Annotated in this window: 18 protein-coding genes; 8 read left to right on the top strand and 10 right to left on the bottom strand. The window is 67.6% G+C overall.

The window, feature by feature from the left end; all coding sequences use genetic code 11:
• The first annotated feature begins 122 nt into the window (after nt 1–122).
• Nucleotides 123–446 carry a 2Fe-2S iron-sulfur cluster-binding protein gene (locus ACEWX3_RS09640; protein ID WP_286183524.1) on the top strand — a complete coding sequence of 108 codons (324 nt, stop codon included), beginning with the start codon at nt 123–125 and terminating at the stop codon, nt 444–446.
• Here the strand turns inward: ACEWX3_RS09640 and ACEWX3_RS09635 are convergent.
• From ACEWX3_RS09635 to ACEWX3_RS09620, 4 genes are all read right to left on the bottom strand, one after another.
• Complete coding sequence (locus tag ACEWX3_RS09635; RefSeq protein WP_374159288.1) at nt 434–1,528, bottom strand: CaiB/BaiF CoA transferase family protein; 1,095 nt, start codon at nt 1,526–1,528, stop codon at nt 434–436. The genes ACEWX3_RS09640 and ACEWX3_RS09635 overlap by 13 nt on opposite strands.
• A 39-nt stretch (nt 1,529–1,567) precedes the next feature.
• A complete protein-coding gene (locus ACEWX3_RS09630) occupies nt 1,568–2,521 on the bottom strand; it encodes an LLM class F420-dependent oxidoreductase (RefSeq protein ID WP_374159287.1) in 954 nt (317 codons plus the stop codon).
• 82 nt (nt 2,522–2,603) lie between these two features.
• Nucleotides 2,604–3,005: a cobalamin B12-binding domain-containing protein gene (locus tag ACEWX3_RS09625; protein WP_207068411.1), complete on the bottom strand. Its 402-nt coding sequence runs from the start codon at nt 3,003–3,005 to the stop codon at nt 2,604–2,606.
• A gap of 87 nt (nt 3,006–3,092) precedes the next feature.
• Nucleotides 3,093–4,682: a methylmalonyl-CoA mutase family protein gene (locus tag ACEWX3_RS09620; RefSeq protein ID WP_374159286.1), complete on the bottom strand. Its 1,590-nt coding sequence runs from the start codon at nt 4,680–4,682 to the stop codon at nt 3,093–3,095.
• A 174-nt stretch (nt 4,683–4,856) separates the two neighbouring features.
• Between ACEWX3_RS09620 and ACEWX3_RS09615 the strand changes: the two genes are divergently transcribed.
• The 4 genes from ACEWX3_RS09615 (at nt 4,857) to ACEWX3_RS09600 (ending at nt 9,246) form a co-directional block, all read left to right on the top strand.
• On the top strand, nt 4,857–5,864 hold the full coding sequence (locus tag ACEWX3_RS09615) for an SDR family oxidoreductase (protein ID WP_374159285.1): 1,008 nt from the start codon (nt 4,857–4,859) through the stop codon (nt 5,862–5,864).
• The gene (locus tag ACEWX3_RS09610) at nt 5,861–7,369 is read left to right on the top strand and encodes a class I adenylate-forming enzyme family protein (protein ID WP_374159284.1); all 1,509 of its coding nucleotides are present in this window, start codon (nt 5,861–5,863) and stop codon (nt 7,367–7,369) included. The genes ACEWX3_RS09615 and ACEWX3_RS09610 overlap by 4 nt, the downstream gene beginning before the upstream one ends.
• Nucleotides 7,366–7,668, top strand: coding sequence for a hypothetical protein (locus ACEWX3_RS09605; RefSeq protein WP_152518028.1), 303 nt, complete (start codon nt 7,366–7,368; stop codon nt 7,666–7,668). The genes ACEWX3_RS09610 and ACEWX3_RS09605 overlap by 4 nt, the downstream gene beginning before the upstream one ends.
• 84 nt (nt 7,669–7,752) lie before the next feature.
• Entirely contained in the window at nt 7,753–9,246 is a 1,494-nt protein-coding gene (locus tag ACEWX3_RS09600; protein WP_374159283.1) for an adenylate/guanylate cyclase domain-containing protein, read from the top strand.
• Between the two features lie 45 nt (nt 9,247–9,291).
• Here ACEWX3_RS09600 and ACEWX3_RS09595 read toward each other — a convergent pair whose 3' ends face one another.
• From ACEWX3_RS09595 to ACEWX3_RS09575, 5 genes are read right to left on the bottom strand one after another with little or no spacing between them, the layout of a single operon-like run.
• Nucleotides 9,292–9,705: a nuclear transport factor 2 family protein gene (locus tag ACEWX3_RS09595; RefSeq protein WP_374159282.1), complete on the bottom strand. Its 414-nt coding sequence runs from the start codon at nt 9,703–9,705 to the stop codon at nt 9,292–9,294.
• Nucleotides 9,702–10,115, bottom strand: coding sequence for a Zn-ribbon domain-containing OB-fold protein (locus tag ACEWX3_RS09590; protein WP_374159818.1), 414 nt, complete (start codon nt 10,113–10,115; stop codon nt 9,702–9,704). The genes ACEWX3_RS09595 and ACEWX3_RS09590 overlap by 4 nt, the downstream gene beginning before the upstream one ends.
• Nucleotides 10,116–10,129: 14 nt before the next feature.
• The gene (locus ACEWX3_RS09585; RefSeq protein WP_374159281.1) at nt 10,130–11,338 is read right to left on the bottom strand and encodes a thiolase family protein; all 1,209 of its coding nucleotides are present in this window, start codon (nt 11,336–11,338) and stop codon (nt 10,130–10,132) included.
• Nucleotides 11,339–11,366: 28 nt separating this feature from the next.
• Nucleotides 11,367–13,619, bottom strand: a complete 2,253-nt coding sequence (locus tag ACEWX3_RS09580) for an acyl-CoA dehydrogenase (RefSeq protein ID WP_374159280.1) — start codon at nt 13,617–13,619, stop codon at nt 11,367–11,369.
• Entirely contained in the window at nt 13,616–14,635 is a 1,020-nt protein-coding gene (locus ACEWX3_RS09575; protein ID WP_374159279.1) for an NAD-dependent epimerase/dehydratase family protein, read from the bottom strand. Before ACEWX3_RS09575 ends, ACEWX3_RS09580 begins: the two co-directional genes overlap by 4 nt.
• Nucleotides 14,636–14,740: 105 nt before the next feature.
• Between ACEWX3_RS09575 and ACEWX3_RS09570 the strand changes: the two genes are divergently transcribed.
• The 3 genes from ACEWX3_RS09570 to ACEWX3_RS09560 are packed head-to-tail and all read left to right on the top strand — an operon-like array spanning nt 14,741 to nt 17,619.
• A complete protein-coding gene (locus tag ACEWX3_RS09570) occupies nt 14,741–15,316 on the top strand; it encodes a TetR/AcrR family transcriptional regulator (RefSeq protein WP_221362988.1) in 576 nt (191 codons plus the stop codon).
• A gap of 36 nt (nt 15,317–15,352) precedes the next feature.
• The gene (locus ACEWX3_RS09565; RefSeq protein WP_207068402.1) at nt 15,353–15,802 is read left to right on the top strand and encodes an SRPBCC family protein; all 450 of its coding nucleotides are present in this window, start codon (nt 15,353–15,355) and stop codon (nt 15,800–15,802) included.
• Complete coding sequence (locus tag ACEWX3_RS09560; RefSeq protein ID WP_374159278.1) at nt 15,799–17,619, top strand: sulfatase-like hydrolase/transferase; 1,821 nt, start codon at nt 15,799–15,801, stop codon at nt 17,617–17,619. Before ACEWX3_RS09565 ends, ACEWX3_RS09560 begins: the two co-directional genes overlap by 4 nt.
• A gap of 1 nt (nt 17,620) precedes the next feature.
• Here the strand turns inward: ACEWX3_RS09560 and ACEWX3_RS09555 are convergent, their stop codons facing one another.
• A complete protein-coding gene (locus ACEWX3_RS09555) occupies nt 17,621–18,883 on the bottom strand; it encodes an amidohydrolase family protein (protein WP_374159277.1) in 1,263 nt (420 codons plus the stop codon).

The following is an 18,883-nucleotide window of genomic DNA, read 5'->3' as shown; positions in this document are numbered from 1 at the left end:
GAATGGAGAGAGCGCTACCGCTTGTTCAGGAGAATACTATTCTCCTATTATCAGAATGACAATGTCGAGACGGTCGGTTGGCCGCGGAACAGGGGCCCGCAGTGACGGAGTTGGACGCAAGGGTGGACGCAGAGTTGGAGACACAGTCGCAGGCAGCGGAGGACCAGAGCCCGGGCACAATCACGATCCACCTGGACGGCAGCACCGCATCGGTGCCGCCGAAGCCCGGCGAGACGCTGCTCGACAGCGCCCGGCGCGCCGGGCTGGGGCCACCGTTCTCCTGCGAGGCCGGAAACTGCGGCACCTGCATGGCGCTGCTCAAGGAAGGCCGCGCCACGATGCGTACCAACGATGCACTGACCGAAGACGAGGTCGACGAGGGGTACGTGCTGACATGCCAGGCGGTCCCGGACACACCCACGGTGACGGTCACCTATGACGAGTGAGCCGAATGAGCCGAGTGAGACGGCCGGGCGGGATTGTCGATCACGTCGGCGTGCTCGTCGAGCTGAGGCGCCGCCCGGTAGTGCGGTTCGTAGCCGACGATGCGGATCGGGCTGCGCACCAACTGGAACCGACCCGCTGACACGACGACCTCGGGGGTGGCCGCCAGCGCCTCGGGCAGTGTGCGCACCGCCGACACCGGGATCCCCAGCGGCTTGAGCCGCGCCTCCCAGTTGGCAGCCGAATCGCGGGCCAACGCGGCGGTGACGACCGCAAGAACCTCGTCCCGCCGGGCTGCCCGTTCTGCCATGGTCGGGAAGCCCTCGATGCCGGCCTCGCCGGCGAACGCGGCCCAGAACGCGTCATGGGTGATGAACAGCGCCAGATAACCCTCGGCGGTGGTGAACAACTGCGCCGGAACGTAATACGAGTGCGCGCCCATCGGGTACCGGCGGGGCGCCGCGCCGTCGTTGAGGAATGCCGACGCCCGGTAGTTCAGCTGCGAGAGCATGACGTCACGCAGCGACACATCCACCTGCCCGCCCCGGCCCGAGAGGATCTGGGCCAGCAGCCCCAGCGCCGCGGTGAGACCGGTGGAATTGTCCACCGACGAGTACCCGGGCAGGGTCGGCGGGCCGTCGGGATCGCCGGTCATGGCCGCGACCCCGGTAGCGGCCTGGATGACGTAGTCGAATGCCGGGTCGTCGCCGCCGTCGAGACCGAAGCCGGTCAGTGCGACGCATACGATCGCCTCGTTGAACTTCCGCAACGCGTCATAGGTCAGGCCGAGACGTCGGATCGCAGAGGGCTTCATGTTGACCAGCAGCGCATGGGATTCGGCGACCAGCTCTCCGAGTTCCTGCCGCCCCTGCGCCGAGCGCAGGTCCAGGCACACGCTCTGCTTGTTGCGGTTCAGGCTGGCGAAGTAACTGTCGGACACCTGCCGGGAGATCTCGCCGCCGGGCGGCTCTATCTTGATGACCTCGGCGCCGAGATCGGCGAGCATCATCGTGGCATAGGGACCGGCCAGCATGACGCCGACCTCGAGGATCCGGATTCCGGCCAACGGGCCCGGGCTGTTCACTGCGGTTCCCTTCGGCGTCTCATCCACGGCAGACGGTGATCATACGGCCTTGGCCAGTTCGGCGATCACCTCGCGGGTGCGGTACTTCGACGCGATCAACTCGTCGCGGGTGTCTCCGATCGGCAGCAGTCGCACCGACAGGTCGGTGACACCGGCATCGGCGAACTGCTTGAAGCGCGCCAGGATGGCCTCTTCGTCGCCGGCCGCACAGAGGTCACCGACGTCACGCGCGTCACCGCGGTCGAGCAGGCGCTGGTAGTTCGGCGACGTCTCGGCCTCCGCGAGAATCCGGTTGGCGCGTTCCTTGGCAGCGTCGATTTCCGAGTTCGCGCACAGGCACACCGGGATGCCGGCGACGATGCGCGGGGCCGGCCGACCGGCCTCGGCTGCAGACTTGGTGATCTTGGGTGCGATGTGCTCGCCGATGGCCTTCTCGTCGGCCATCCACAGAACGGTGCCGTCGGCATGCGCTCCGGCGATCTGGAGCATCACCGGGCCCAGCGCGGCGACCAGAACAGGCATCGGCGTTTCGGCGCCCAATGCGGTGGGATTGTGCACGGTGAACGTGTCGTTCTGGACGTCGACGGACCCCGGGCCGGTCAGTGCGGCGTCGAGCACCTCGAGGTAGTCCCGCGTATAGGCCGCCGGCTTCTCGTAGGGCAGCCCCAGCATGTCCCGGACGATCCAGTGGTGTGACGGACCGACCCCGAGCGCCAGCCGGCCCTGCGCCATGGCGTGCACCGAAAGGGCCTGGCGGGCCAGTGCTATCGGATGCTGGGCCTGCAGCGGCACCACCGCGGTACCCAGCTCGATGCGCGAGGTGTGCGCGGCCATCAGCGCCACCATCGTCAGGCAGTCGAAGTCGTCGGGCACCTGCGGCATCCACGCCGTGGCCAGACCGGCCTGCTCGGCCCACTCGATGTCGGCGACCAGTTTGGTCACCTTGCGCGCCATGTCGCCTCGTTCGGCACCGATCATCACGCCGAGTCTCATACACCCTCCCTCGATGTCACCGAATATGCGGCCGCTGCGACCACGAGCGGCCGGAGTCGCAACCCGCACACCGTCGGCGCGCTCATCCCTGCTCCACCTTGGCGGTCAGAGCCCGCACGTCGCGCACCAGATCCTCCAGCGACGTACCGGTCGGGAACACCGCCGCCGCACCGGCGTCCAGGAGCTTCTGGACATCGGATTGCGGGATGGTCCCGCCGACGACCACGGCGATGTCGCCGGCGTCGGCAGCCCGCAATGCGTCGACGGTGCGGGTGGTCAGTGCCACGTGCGCGCCCGAGAGGATCGAAAGACCCACCAGTGCAACGTCTTCCTGCAGCGCGATCGAGACGATGTCCTCGATGCGCTGCCGGATGCCGGTGTAGATGACCTCGAATCCGGCGTCGCGCAGTGTCCTGGCCACGATCTTGGCGCCCCGGTCGTGACCGTCCAGTCCGGGTTTGGCCACGAGTACCCGCACACTCATGTGCCCGCTCCTCCACTCCGACTCGGCGCGGCATCCCGCGGCATCACCGGTGGTGCTCCTCGCGTGCGCACTAGAACAGCTCCTCCTCTAGAAGACGACAGGCTGCTGGAACTCGCCCCACACCGATTTCAGTGTGGTGACCATCTCCCCCACCGTGCAGTAGGCGTTGGCACAGTCGATGAGCTTGTGCATCAGGTTGTCGTCACCGTCGGCGGATCTGGCCAGCGCCGCCAGCGCCGCCTCGACCGCCGCGCCGTCACGTTCGGCCTTCACCGCTTTCAGCCGCTTGAGCTGCATGTCACGGCCTTCGGCGTCGAGTTCGTACGTCGCGATCTCGGGCGGGTCCTCTTCGGTGACGAACTTGTTGACGCCGACCACGGGCCGCGCACCCGATTCCACTTCCTGGTGGATCTTGTAGGCCTCGTCGGCAATCAGGCCTTGCAGGTAACCGTCTTCGATGCAGCGCACCATGCCCCCGTGCAGCTCGAGGTCATGCATGATCTCGAGGATCTTCTCCTCGGTGGCATCGGTGAGCGCCTCGACGAAATAGGACCCGCCGAGCGGGTCGGCGACCTTCGTCACTCCCGTTTCGTAAGCCAGGATCTGCTGCGTGCGCAGCGCCAGGGTCGCCGATTCCTCGCTGGGAAGGGCGAAAGGCTCGTCCCAGGCGGCGGTGAACATGGACTGCACGCCGCCGAGGACCGCCGCCATCGCCTCGTAGGCCACCCGCACCAGATTGTTCTGGGCTTGCGGCGCGTACAGCGATGCCCCACCGGCCACGCACCCGAACCGGAACATCGAGGCCTTGTCGGTGCTCGCCCCGTAACGCTCGCGCACGATCGTGGCCCACCGGCGCCGACCGGCCCGGTACTTCGCGATCTCTTCGAAGAAGTCCCCGTGGGTGTAGAAGAAGAACGAGATCTGCGGAGCGAACTTGTCGATGGTCATCCGTCCGCGTTCGACCACGGTGTCGCAGTAGGTGACTCCGTCGGCCAGTGTGAAAGCCATCTCCTGCACCGCGTTGGCGCCCGCATCCCGAAAATGGGCGCCGGCGACCGAGATCGCATTGAACCGCGGCACTTCAGCCGCGCAGAACTCGATGGTGTCGGCGATCAGTCGCAGCGACGGCTCGGGCGGCCAGATCCAGGTTCCTCGGGACGCGTATTCCTTCAGGATGTCGTTCTGGATCGTGCCGGTGAGCTTCTCCCGTGGCACGCCTTTCTTCTCGGCCGCTGCGACGTAGAACGCCAGCAGGATGGCCGCCGTGCCGTTGATGGTGAAGCTGGTGCTGATCTTGTCCAGCGGAATGCCGTCGAAGAGGATCTCGGCGTCGGCCAGCGTGTCCACCGCGACGCCGACCCGTCCGACCTCCTCGCCGTATTCGGGATCGTCGGAGTCATAGCCGCACTGGGTGGGCAAGTCCAGCGCCACCGACAGCCCCGTGCCGCCCTGGTCGAGCAGGTAGCGGTACCGACGGTTGGACTCCTCGGCGGTGCCGAAACCGGAGTACTGCCGAAACGTCCAGGTCTTGCCCCGGTAGCCCGAGGCGAAGTTCCCGCGCGTGAATGGATACGTCCCCGGTGGTGGGGGGTCCGCGGCCCGCTGCGCCGGACCGTACACCGGTTCCAGCGGAATCCCGGAGGGAGTCTGCACGGTGGGATCGACTGGCTGAGACATCGAGGATAACGTACTTGCAAAAAATGAGAATGCCAATACCGCTTGTGGGAAAGCCGCACGCCAAGCTGGGTCCACACAACCCTAGCCAGTGACCGAAACCCCGGTACACGGCGATTATCTGGTTCCCGTAAAATGAGAACGACACTATCTGTTCCTGCATCGAGGAGAGCCGAGTTGGCCCGATCGCCATCGTCGAACACAGCGCTCACCGACCGCACCGTGGTGGTCTCGGGAGGCAGCCGGGGTATCGGGCTCGCCATCGCGCTGGGGGCGGCCCGACGGGGCGCCAACGTCGTCCTGCTGGCCAAGACCGCCGAACCACATCCGAAGTTGCCCGGCACGGTGCACACCGCTGTCGCCGAGGTCGACGCGGCCGGAGGTAAGGGGGTTGCCGTCGTCGGGGACGTGCGCAACGAAGACGACGTCGTTCGTGCCGTCGACACCGCCATCGAGCGCTTCGGCGGCATCGACATCGTGGTGAACAACGCCAGCGCGATCGCCACTGAACCGACCGAGACCCTCCCCACCAAGAAGTTCGACCTGATGATGGACATCAACGTCCGCGGCACGTTCCTGCTCACCAAGGCGGCGCTGCCGCACCTGCGGAAGTCGGCACTGCGCACGCAAGGAGCGAATGAGGCCCTGCGCACGCAAGGAGCGAATGAGGCCCCGCGCACGCAAGGAGCAGATCAAACCCTGCGCACGCAAGGAGCAAATCAAACCCTGCGCACGCAAGGAGCAAATCAAACCCTGCGCACGCAAGGAGCAAACGAGCTCTCAGCCCATGTCATGACGCTCTCGCCGCCGCTGAACATGAACCCGCACTGGCTGGGTGCGCATCCCTCCTACACGCTGTCCAAGTACGGGATGACGCTGCTCTCGCTGGGCTGGGCGGCCGAATACCGCGACGCCGGAATCGCATTCAGCTGCCTGTGGCCGCAGACGTACATCGCGACCTCGGCCGTGTCCAACCTCGCCGCCGGCGACGACCTGGTGAAGGCGTCGCGGCACCCCGACATCATGGCTGACGCCGCCGTCGAGATCTTCGACAAGCCCGCGGCCGAGGCGAACGGGCAGTGTTACATCGACGCCGACGTGCTCACCGCCGCGGGCATGACCGATCTGTCGCGTTACGGCGGTGGCGAGGACCCGATGTGGGATATCTTCGTGGACAAATCATGAGCATTTCGTTGCTGCTGGAGATGGCCCAGGAGGCCGCGTCGGCCGACGCTGAGCAGACGGCGGTGGTCGACGACGACATCCGGCTCACCACCGAGGAACTGGGCAAGCTGGCCGACGGCGGGGCCGGCGTCATCGCGGCGTCGGGTGCTCGCCATGTCGCCTATGTCGGCACCGGCGGCGCGATGCTGCCGCTGCTGTTGTTCGCCTCGGCCCGCGCCGCAGTTCCGCTCACCCCGCTGAACTACCGGTTGTCGGCCGACGGCCTGCGCGCACTGCTGGATCGCCTGCCCGACCCCCTGGTGGTCGTCGACGACGAGTATCGCGACGCCGTGGGAGAGGGCTACCGGACCATCGGCTCCGCCGAGTTCCTCGAGTCGGCACGGACCGCCGAACCGGCCGCGGAGTTCGCCGACCCTGACGCAGTGGGCGTGGTGCTGTTCACCTCGGGAACCACGTCGAAGCCGAAGGCGGTCGAGCTCACCCACACGAATCTGACCAGTTACATCACCGGCACCGTCGAGTTCGCCTCCGCCGAACCCGGTGATGCTGCGTTGATCTGCGTGCCGCCGTATCACATCGCCGGCGTCAGCGCGGCGCTGTCCAACCTGTACGCAGGTCGGAAGATGGTGTACCTGCGACACTTCGACGCCGACAAGTGGGTACAGCTGGTGCTCGACGAGGGTGTCACGTCGGCGACCGTGGTGCCCACGATGTTGGACCGCATCGTCACCGTGCTCGACTCGCGGGGCGTCACGCTGCCCCACCTGCGCACACTGGCCTACGGCGGATCGAAGGTCGCGCTGCCGCTGGTCCGTAGGGCGCTGGAGCTGCTGCCCGACGTGGGCTTCGTCAACGCCTACGGACTCACCGAGACCAGTTCCACCATCGCAGTGCTCACCCCCGACGACCACCGCGACGCGCTGGCCGCCGACGACCCGGCCGTCGTCCGCCGGCTCGGGTCGGTGGGCCGGCCGGTGCCGGGAATCGAGGTCGAGATCCGCCGCGAGGACGGCACCGTGTGTGGTGCAGGCGAACCCGGCGAACTGTTCGTCCGCGGTGAACAGGTATCCGGCAAGTACACCGACATCGGCTCGGTGCTCGACGAGCAGGGCTGGTTCCCGACCCGAGACGTCGCGTTCCTCGACGAGCAGGGTTATCTGTTCATCGGGGGACGCTCCGACGACACGATCATCCGGGGTGGCGAGAACATCGCGCCCGCCGAGATCGAGGACGTCCTGGTCGAGCATCCCCACGTCCGTGAGTGCGCCGTCGTCGGTGCCGACGACCCCGGATGGGGCCAGATCATCGTCGCGGTCGTGGTACCCCGCCCTGGCACCGAACCCGATATCGAAGACCTCCGCAGCTACGTTCGCTCACAGCTGCGCGGATCGCGTACCCCCGACCGGGTCGTGTTCCGGAACGAACTGCCGACCAACGCGACCGGCAAGGTGCTACGCCGCGACCTCGTCGACGAACTCAACGCCCAGTCGAAGGAGCCCGCATGATCAAGAACGGCACACGGCTGCAAAGCCAAGTCTGTGACACGCAGGTGATCGTTGTGCGCAGCGCCGACAGCCTCGATGACCTGCGCGCAGGCGGCGCACCGATGGTCCCGATCGGTGGCGAGGCCGACACCTCACTCACGATCGACGACTCGATGTCCGACGGCACGCTGATGGGTAAGCGCTACGTCGACGACACCGGCGCCGAGGTACTGGTGACCAAGGCCGGCAAGGGCACACTGAGCATCGGGTCGACTCCCCTGTCACTCAAGGAGGCAAAGCCGCTGCCCGCCAGCGACTGACACCGCAAGCCGGGCCCCCGCTGGGTCTCGGCGCGCCGCAATGAAGGCGAACCCTCGTGGCCGCCGGCTGATACCTTCGGCCGTGTGAGGCCTCGTCGGCTGCTGACGCGCTACGTCGCGGGCCTGTCGTGGGCCTACCTTCTGACGCTGGCCGAGGTCGTGGCGATCGTCATGTCGCTGGGTGGGCGGAGCACGTGGAATGCGCAGGGCCTGGTCATCCTGGCCGTCCAGGTCGTCGCGGGCACCACCCTGGTGGCCGTCGGCGCCACGCTGACGGTGCGGCCCACCCTGCGCTGGCTCGGCAGCGAGTCACCTCCGACGGACAAACAGGTTCGTAGCGCCTCGAGGATCACCCGACGGCAAGCAGCGATCACCTTGGCACCGTGGCTGTTGGCGACCGCGATCCTGATACCGCTCAACCACACCGCGGGGCCGGCCGCCCTCATGGTGATCGCGTCGACCATGCTGTTCGGCGCGGTGGCCACCGTCAGCACCGGCTTCCTGTTCACCCTGCGCACCCTTCGCCCCATCCTGGCCGGTGTCTCGCCAGGCCGGTATCGGCGTTCGGTGCCGGGGGTTCGATCGCGGTTGTTGATCATGTGGCTCGTGTGCACGGCGCTGCCCGGATCGGCGATCGCGCTGCTGCTGGTCATGCGGTCCAACAGTTGGCTCATCGACGAGTCGACGTCGATCGACCTGGCTCTGTTGGTGTTGGCGCTGGTGGCCGTACTGCTCGGCCTGCGGGCCATGATCCTGGTGTCGATGTCGATCTCCGATCCGGTCAACCAGGTGATCGAGGCGATGGCCGACGTCGAGCGCGGCCACATCGACCGTTCCGTCGACGTCTACGAATGGTCCGAGATCGGCCGGTTGCAGAGCGGCTTCAACAGCATGGTCGCCGGGCTGCGGGAACGCGATCGACTCCGAGACCTGTTCGGCCGGCACGTCGGTGAGGAAGTCGCCCGCCACGCCGTCGCCGCCGAGGAGACATCGACCGGAGACGAACGCGACGTCGCGGTCTTGTTCATCGATCTCGTCGACTCCACCCAACTCGCCGTCGACCGCGAGCCCCATGAGGTCGCCGAGGTGCTGAACGACTTCTTCCGCATCGTCGTGGCACAGGTCGACGCGCACCACGGACTCATCAACAAGTTCCAGGGCGACGCCGCGCTGGCGGTGTTCGGCGCGCCGCTGCGCGTCGACGAACCCGCGACCGCGGCGTTGTCCACAGCCCGCGCACTGGCCGACGAACTGCGCAGCTTGCCGCTCGATTTCGGCATCGGGGTATCGGCCGGTCCGGTGTTCGCCGGCAACATCGGAGCCGAGAACCGCTACGAGTACACCGTCGTCGGCGACGCGGTGAACGAGGCGGCGCGGCTGGCTGATCACGCCAAGCAATTCGCTACCCGCACATTGTGTTCCGGCGCCGCGAGGTCCGTCGCCGCGACCGCCGAGCGAGTGCGCTGGACTGCCGCCGGACAGACCACGCTGCGCGGACGGAGCACCGCCACAGATCTGTTCGCCCCGCGGCCGTCGAAATCGCCGCAACCGTCTCCCGTTGCGGCGTCGACGGCCTGAGCGATCATCCGGACGGCGTCGGCGCGTGCGAAGATCTGCGCGAGGTCATCCGGGGGTCACGGTCCTGACCAGAACGGTGGTGAACCGTCGCCGCGCGATGCGCCAGCCGGCCGGGGTACGCGCGAGTTCGTCGTCGTAGAAGCCCGCGGCATTGACGCCGGAACTGTTGTCCTGAGACATGATCAGAGCGTCGACGTAGGCGCGCGCGGTGGCGGTGTCCCTGTCGACCGAAATCGTCGTGTTCGTGATCCGGTGCAGGGTGTGTCCGGCCATGTCGTGGGCGGTGACCATGAAGTCGACCACGGCGTCGAGACCGCGCCACACTCCGATGTCGCCGTAGTCGAGCTCGCAGTCCTCGGTGAACACCGTCCGGAACAGGTCCCAGTCACGTCGATCGATCCCGGTCGCATACCGCACCAGCACGTCGCCGATCTGCTCTTCGTCGGTGCGGTCGGTCATCGTGGATCCGCAGGCTCGTAGCGCAGCATCGTCACATCGTGGTCGGGGTAGTCGCAGAAGACCGGCCGCACCCGCATGCCCACGGTGATGTCGCCGGGTTCGACGTTGACCAATTCCGTGGTCACCCTGGGCCCTTCGTCCCATTCCACGATGGCCAGCAACTGGGGCACCGCATCCGCGAAATGCGGCCCGACGGGCCGGCGGGCCACCGTGAACGAATACACCGTGCCCATCCCGGAGATCTCCCGCCACTCCAGGTCGTCGGCCAGTGTGCGCGGTGCCCGCACCCGGGGGTAGAACACATACGAGCCCGACGACGGTGAATACTGGATCACGACCCGATGTTGGGCCAGGGCATCCCAGAACGGCGCGGTGGTCGGCGTCTTGACCGGCATCGGGCGCTGCAACATCGACAGGTCCACGTTCAGTCCCCTTCCAGCACGAGGGTGGTCTGCTCGGAAAGTATGCCGCCGTTGCCCGACACGAAGGCCCGATCACAGCCGGCGACCTGAGCAGGCCCCGCACGCCCCATGATCTGACGGGTGGCGTCACAGACGTGGTGCATGCCGCCCGCGTTGCCAGCCTGACCGAAACCGAGCTGGCCGCCCGCGGTGTTGAGCGGGAAGTCACCGCGGAAGGTCAGGTCGCGGGTGGCGACGAACTCCATGCCCGTGCCCTTGGCGCAGAAGCCCGCGTCCTCGAGACTGAGCAGAACGGTGATGGTGTAGCAGTCGTAGATCGAGACCATGTCCATCTGCTCCCGCGTCAAACCCGACATCGCGAACGCCGTGTCAGCCGCGCGGGTGATGGGAGTGTGCAGCAGATCGGCGGCGTAGGTCGGCGTCTTGAACGGCACATGCTCCCCGAAACCCTTGATCCACACCGGACGGTTCTTGGCTCGCCCCGCCACCTCGGCGCTGGCGACCACCACGGCCGCGCCGCCCACGCACGGCATGACGATCTCGAGCATGTGCAGCGGGTCGGCGATGACCGGGCTCGCCAGCACGTCCTCGACGGTCAGCGGCGTGTGCTGCCAGATCGCTCCCTCCGTGTGATTGGCGTTGACCCGCTGGTCGACGACGATCTTGGCCATTGCACGCTCGTCGTAGCCGTAGACGGCGGCATACCGCTGGGCCACCTGTCCGTACGGCCCGTTCTGACCGAGGTTGCCGTAAGGGATCTCGAATTCGGCTTGTGGGGAGCCGAATTGGTTGCTGGACGCGCCGAAGAAGACCGCATCCGAGAGCGGCTTGGGTTTCTTCTCCGACGTGTGGGTGATGTACCGGGCGGGGATCGCGCACAGCACCACGTCGCAGATACCCAACTCGATCGCCGCGGCCGCCCGCCACACCATGGCCGCCGCCGTCGCACCCCCCAGGTCGACATGCTCGGCGAAGTTGGCGTCCACGCCGAGGTATTCGGCCACGGTCGAGGGAACGAAGATCTCCGATTCGGCGAGCGGGGACGTGGTGATGCCGTTGACGAGCTCCGCGGAGAGCCCCGCGTCGGCCAGCGCCGCGGCCGACAGCTCGGCCCACTGTTCGAGTGTGAACGGCGCGACCGTCGCCTTGTTCATCCGCTCAGGCGGCAACTCCACGTAGCCGACGATCGCGGCGTCGCCGCGTAATCCCATGTGTCACTCCCTTGGTCGGTGGCCGCCATCACCGGCGGGGCAGCCCGAGAATCATCTGCGCGATGATGTTGAGCTGAATCTCCTTCGTCCCGCCACCGATGAGTTCGGCGGGCAGATGGAAGTACGGTTCGACCACCGACGGCGGGTCAGCCGCTGATGCCTTCTCCGTCAACGCCGCTGGAGCGGTGAGCTCCAGAGTGGCCTTGAACGTGCGTCGCAGCATGACGTTCATCGCCACCTTGGCGACGCTGGAGGCCGGGCCGGCCGGCTGTCCGTCGAGCAACCGGATCACCTCACGTACCGCCAGCACCTTGATCGCGTTGGCGTACGCATCGGCTTCGCCTAGAGCCGACAGCACCCGGTCGTGGTCCGGTCCCCCGTCGTTGGCCAGCCTCCGCAGGATCTCTGCCCGGTCGGTGTTGACGTAGCCGCTGATCGCCACCCGCTCCTGGGCCATGGTGGCAATGGCCAGGCCCCAGCCGTCGGTCGGCCGGCCCAGCAGCATCTCGTCGGGCACGAACACGTCGTCGAGGAAGACCTCGTTGAAGTGGGCCTCGCCGTTGGCCTGCCGGATGGGCTGCAGTTCGATGCCGTCGGCGCGCATGTCGACGATGAAATAACCCAGACCGCGGTGCTTTGCGGCGTCGGGATCCGTGCGGGCCAGCAGCGCACCATAGTCCGCGGTGTGCGCCGACGAGGTCCAGATCTTGTGTCCGTTGATGCGCCAGCCGCCGTCGACCTTGGTCGCCCGGGTGCTCAGCGACGCCAGATCCGACCCGGCGCCGGGCTCGCTGAACAACTGACACCAGCCCAGCTCGCCTCGCTGGGTGGCGGGAATGAACCGCTGCTGCAGATGTTCCGGCGCGGCGCTGATCACGCTGGGCAGAATCCATTCGGCGATGTTCAGCGACGGCCGGACGAGGTCCGGCCGCTTGGCGAACTCCTCGTCGAGGATCAGTTGTTGGCGCGGCGTGGCGTTCACGCCCCACGGACGGGGCCAGTGCGGGGCGATCAGCCCGGCCTCGGCGAGCAACGTGCGCTGCGGGCCGGTGGCCAGGTTCGGGTAGTCGCCCTGGCGGCCCGGCTTGTCGTTGCGCAGCGTGGCCGCCTCGTCGAGGACGGCCGCTACGTGCGTGCGGAACTCGCGGTCCAGATCACCCAACTTCACCGACACGTCGCGGTCGTGGGTACGGCTCAGTTCACCGAGAGCGTGCGCGTAACGTCCCGCCGGTCCGATCGACGCAGCCAGACTGGTAGCTTTTCGCCAGTAGAGGTGGAGATCGTGCTCCCAGGTGAAGCCGATGGCGCCGAACATCGTCAGGGTGTCGAGGACCAGCTCCGGCGCCGGACTGACGGCCATCAGCGCCGCCCCCGCCGCCGCGATCTCGTGCTGCACCCGGTCTTCGTCGGCCGCGCGCACGGCGTCCCACGCCGCCGACGTGGCCAGTTCACAGTTCACCAGCAGCATGGCGGCCTGATGCTGTAACGCCTGGAAGGTCCCGATGGGCTTGCCGAACTGCTCGCGGGTACGCAGATGGTCGGTCACGGCGTCCACGCACCAGCGGATGGCGCCCACCGCCGCGCAGGCCGTCAGCGCCACGGAAAGGCACCGGGCCCGCACCGCGTCGATCCCGGCGAGCAGTGAATCGGATTCGGCGACATACCCATCGAAATGCACGACGCCGACATCGACGGTCTTGTCCGTGCTCTCGAGCGCGTCGATCCGCACTCCGGGGCCGGTGGGATCGACCACCAACCAGAGGACCTCGTCCTCGGTGTCGGTGGCCGTTTCGCGGGCGGCAGCGACCAGAAGCATGTCGGCCGCGCACACCCCCGGTGCCGGCGTCGCGGTTCCGGTGATCATCCAGCCTGTCTCCGCCGGCCGGACCGTGACGCGACGAGAATCCGGCAGCAGTACCGATGACGGCTCACCGTGGGCCAGCCGCGTCAACACCGCGCTCTTCGCCTCGGTCTCGTCGGCGAGTTGGGCGAGCGCGCCGGCGAGGACCGTCGACACCAGCGGCCCCGGCAGCATCGCGGTGGCGGCGGCCTCCAGCACGCAGGCGCAGTCCAGCAGCGAACCGCCTTGCCCGCCGACCTCATCGGGCAGGTGAACCGCGTGAAACCCGTTGACGACGAACTCATCCCACCACTGCGGTAGTTCGCCGCGGGCCACCGCCTCGAATGTCTCGCGGGTCTTGTCGATCGGCGCGTGACGCTGCGCGAACTGCGCCACGGCTTCGGCCAGCTGCTGCTGTTCGGGAGTCAGCGCGATCGTCACCGAGGACCCCCGACCGGCGCTGCGGGCCGGCGGGTGTCGTGGAAGAACTCCGCGGCCTCCTCGATGGCGTTCGGGGTCGGGCGTGGGTTCCAGCCGAGCTCGGTGACGGCCTTGGAGTGATCGAGAGGGGTCATGATGTGCATGAGACGAACGTTCAGCGGGGTGAGCATGGTGTCCTTTCGACGGACGTGCGCCAGCGCGCTACCGAGGTAACTCGCCGCGGACAGCACCCCGATCGGAACACTGAACCGCGGCGGTTTCACACCTACTGCAGCACAACCGATCTCGTGAATCTCACGGGTGGCCATGTACCGCTCGGAGACGATGTAGCGTTCACCCACGCGGCCGCGTTCACCGGCCAGTAGCAGCGCCGTCGCCGCATCCTCGATGCCCACGACCTCGCTCTCGTAGCCGTCGATGGCGAAGGGCAGTGCGCCCCGGACGGCGGCGGCGAGCATGCCGCCGTGCGGGGTGGGCAGCCAGTCACCGGGTCCGTACGTGTTGGCCACGCACATGGCCACACCGGGCAGCCCGGCGTCGGAGCAATAACGCATCAGCAGATCCTCGGCGGCCACCCGCGAGCGGATGTAGTCACCGCCGACATCGAGCCAGTCGTGCGGGGTGTCCTCATCGGCCAGTCCGTGAGGGTTCCTGCCGATGGTGCCGATCGAACTGGTGAACACAAAGCGGTCCAGGTCGGCTTGTGCGGCGACGTCGAGGACGTGCCGGAGGCCGTCGACGTTGGTGCGCCACAGCGGGCGGGGATCACGCAGCCACGGCCGGGCGTCGACCACGCAGTAGTAGACGACGTCGCATCCGCTCATCGCGGTACGTAAGGCATCCGTGTCGAAGATGTCACCGTGGTGGATGTCCACGGGCAGGTCAGCGATACCCCGCGTCGAACTGGTGGTGCGGATCATCACGCGAACATCGCTGTCTCCGCCTGCGACGAGCTGCCGTGTGACGTGCGACCCCAGGAACCCACTGGCGCCGATCACCAGCTTAGTTGCCGCCATCGCCGTCAGACCTCCACACCGATTCACGAGACGCAACGTCTCGTCTTGTGGCACACTACGGGCGATGGTCCAGCGTGTAAAGCCGCGCCCGGCACGGGTCGGCTGATGACCACCGAGGTCACCACCCCGAGACGGCGCAGCGAGAAGTCCCGCGTCGCGATCGTCGGCGCCACCAGGGACCTGCTGCTGGAACGCGGCTTCGACAAACTCAGCATCGAGGCCGTGGCCGCCCGCGCGGGTGTCGGCAAGCAGACCATCTACCGTTGGTGGCCGAGCAGGCACGCGCTGGTCGCCGACGTCATCCTCGAAGACGCCGACCGGATCCTGCGACCGATCGTCACGACCGACGACGTCACCGCTGACGTGTGCCGGTGGACAGTGACACTGGCCACGGCACTGACCACCTCACGCGGACACGCCATGCTGCGCATCCTGACCATCGCCGGAGTCGAGCATCCCGACACCCAGGCTCGCCTGCAGGCGGGCTTCAACACACCGTTGCGCGACACCGTCACCGCCCGGCTGATCGCCGCCGGATGGACCGGCGAGGCGGCCCGCGACGCATCCGACGCCATCGTCGGTGGCGTCGTCTACGCCATCCTCAGCGAGGGACGATCGTTTCAGACCGGAAGGGCCGAGTCGATCGCCCGCACCGTCCTGAGCGGTGTTTCTGAGCGTTGACCTGCGGTCGTGGTGCAGGTCGAGTTTGATGAGGGGATGGCCGAGGTCAGCTGCTCACGCGTGATCCGGGCACGCCCAGAGGACGTCTGGGCGGTATTGGCCGACTTCGGCGCCGCGGCCGGCTGGGCCGACGGCGTGGATCACTGCAGCCTGCTCCGTCACACCGCCGATTCCCCCGGGGTGGGGACCGCACGCCGCGTCCAGGTCGGTCGCGACACCTTCGTCGAGACGATCACCGACTTCCAGGCGAACCGTGTTCTCGCCTATGACATCGCCGGTCTGCCGCCGCCGGTGTCGGCGAACAACCGATGGACTCTGCGCCCTGATTCCACGACCACCACCGCCGTCACCTTGACGAGTTCAGTGCATGCCTCGCGCGGACCGTTGCGCCGGCTCGGTGAGGGCGTGCTGGCCCGGATCATGGCCCGCCGATCACGGGCACTGCTGGCCTCGCTGGCGAGCGCATCAGAAGGAGTGAGCGTATGACCGACACCCGACCGGACATCGTCATCGTGATGACCGACGAGGAACGCGCGACCCCGCCCTACGAAGGTCACGCGGTCACCGAATGGCGGACCCGAACTCTGCGCGGCGCAGCGTGGTTCGAGGCGAATGGGGTCAGCTTCACCCGGCACTACACCGGTTCGCTGGCCTGTGTGCCCAGCAGGCCCACCATCTTCACCGGGCACTACCCGGACCTGCACGGTGTCACGCAGACCGACGGCATCGGCAAGGCATACGACGACTCCCGGCTGCGCTGGTTGCGTCCCGGCGAGGTTCCCACCCTCGGCAACTGGTTCCGCGCGGCCGGCTACGACACCCACTACGACGGCAAGTGGCACATCTCGCACGCCGACCTGACCGACCCCCGAACCGGCAAGTCCCTGGCCACCAACGACGACGACGGCGTCATCGACCACCGTGCGGTGCGTCGCTACCTGGACGCCGATCCCCTTGCCCCGTACGGTTTCTCGGGCTGGGTCGGCCCCGAACCCCACGGTGCTGCGCTCTCCAATGCCGGAATCCGGCGCGACCCGCTGATCGCCGACCGCGTGGTGGCCTGGCTCGAGGACCGCTACGCGCGCCGCCGCGCCGGCGACCCCGCGGCGCTGCGCCCGTTCCTGTTGGTGGCCAGCTTTGTCAACCCACACGACATCGTGCTGTTCCCCGCGTGGTCACGCCGCAACCCGCTGACGCCGTCACCGCTGGACCCGCCGAACGTGCCGGCCGCACCGACCGCAGACGAGGACCTGGCCGCCAAACCCGCTGCGCAGATTGCGTTCCGGGAGGCCTACTACTCCGGATACGGCCCGGCGCGGGTGATCGAGCGCACCTATCGTCACAACGCGCAGTCCTACCGCGACCTGTACTACCGGCTGCACGCCGAGGTGGACGCCCCGATCGACCGGGTGCGCCGCGCGGTCACCGAGGGGGGCTGCGCCGAGGGCCCCGACGACACGGTGCTGGTGCGCACCGCCGATCACGGCGACCTCCTCGGCGCGCACGGCGGCCTGCATCAGAAATGGTTCAACCTGTACGACGAGGCCACCCGGGTGCCGTTCGTCATCGCGCGGGTGGGGTCTCGGGCGACCGCGGCGCGCACCGTGACGGCCCCGACGTCCCATGTGGATCTGGTCCCCACCCTGTTGTCGGCCGCCGGGATCGACGTGGCCGCCACGGCGTCGGCGCTCGCCGACTCCTTCTCCGAGGTTCATCCGCTCCCGGGACGGGACCTGATGCCGGTGGTCGACGGCGCTGCGGCCGACGAGGACCGGGCCGTGTATCTGATGACCCGCGACAACATGCTCGAAGGCGACACCGGAGCCTCGGGTATCGCCCGGATGCTGAAGCTGACATCGAAGGTTCCTGCGCCGCTGCGCATCCGGGTACCCGCACACACCGCGGCCAACTTCGAAGGCCTCGTGGTCCGCGTCGGGGAGAGCACCGCCGCGGGCGGCGCGGACCATCTGTGGAAACTGGTCCGCTCGTTCGACGACCCTGCCACGTGGACCGAGCCCGGAGTCCGGCATCTGGCCGCCGACGGTATGGGCGGACCCGTGTACCGCAGCGATCCCCTCGACGATCAGTGGGAACTCTACGATCTCGGCGACGATCCGGTCGAAGCCCGTAACCGGTGGGACGATCCGACGCTGCACCACGTGCGCGCACATCTGCGAACAGCCCTGAAGCAGGCGCGCGCCGAGTCGGTTCCCGAACGCCATCAGCCGTGGCCGTATGCCTCCCGCCGACCTCCGAAGCCCACCGGGTGGACCACGATGCTGCGGGGACTGCTGACCCGGTGAATCAGGTTCGCGCGAACTGCTTCTCGTCGTAGAGCCGCGCCCACTCGGCCCTGGGCCGGATCGACACGTCGACGTCGGCTCCCTTGACGCGCAGGGCGCCGACGGTCGCCTGCTCCTTCGGGGTGAGCTCGAACGGATCCCAGCCGAAGAACCGGCAGGAGTTCTCCCAGGTGATCTTGTTGATGTCGGAGTCCGACGCGCCCGCGGCATTCAGCTCGGCCAGCACCTGCTCCGGGGCATCGGGCCAGAAGCAGTCCGAATGCGGGTAGTCGCACTCCCAGGCGATGATGTCGATACCGATCTCGTGACGCAGCTTCAGCGACGTCTTGTCGGTGACGTAGCAGGCCAGCGAGTGCTCGCGGAACACCTCGCTGGGCAGTTGAGAGCCGAAGTCGCGGCGCAGCCATTTCTGGTTGGTGTAGTGCCGGTCGCTGCGGTCGAGGTAGAACGGGATCCAGCCGATGCCGCCCTCGGAGAACGCGAACTTCAGATCCGGGTAGTTGCGCATCGCCGGTCCCCACAACAGATCCTGGGCGCACATCGCCGACACCTGGGTGGCCAGGATGATCATGTTGTCGATCGGAGCGTTGGGCGCCATGCTGATCGCGCCGAAGCCGGTGCCGATGTGCAGGCACATCACCACGTTCTCCTCCGACAGCGTGCGGAACACCGGGCCCCAGTACTCGTCGTCGTGGTAGCTCGGCAGGCCCTCGAGGTGCGGCAGCTCGGGCATCGTGACCGCCCGGCAGCCTTTGGTCGCCACCCTACGAATCTCGCGGCACATCGCCTCGGGGTTCCAGGTCGGCAGAATCGCGATGGGGATGAACCGGTCCGGGTACGTGCCGGCCCACTCGTCGATGTGCCAGTCGTTGTAGGCCGACACCATGACCAGCGTGGTCTCTTCCCGGTGCATGTTCAGGTGGCGCGCCGAGAACCCGGTGAACGTCGGGAAGCACATCGAGGCCAGGATGCCGTTGCGGTTCATGTCGCGGACCCGCTCGTGGACGTCGTAGACGCCGGGACGCATTTCGGCGAACCCCGCCGGGTCACGGCCCCACTCCTCCGCCGGCCACGACACCACCGCGTTGAGCCCGCTGACACCCTGCGGCCTGCCTTGATACATCCACTGGTCGACGCCTTTGTCGTCGGTCACGACGATCGGCGCCTCGGCCTTGTACTTCTCCGGGACGTGGCGCAGGAACATGTCCGGCGGCTCCACCACGTGGTCGTCGATGCTCACCAGGATCAGGTCGTCAGTCTGCAT

The sequence above is a fragment of the Mycobacterium sp. G7A2 genome (genome assembly GCF_041902445.1).
Classification (GTDB): Bacteria; Actinomycetota; Actinomycetes; order Mycobacteriales; family Mycobacteriaceae; genus Mycobacterium.
This window is presented reverse-complemented; position numbering and strand designations above follow the sequence as displayed.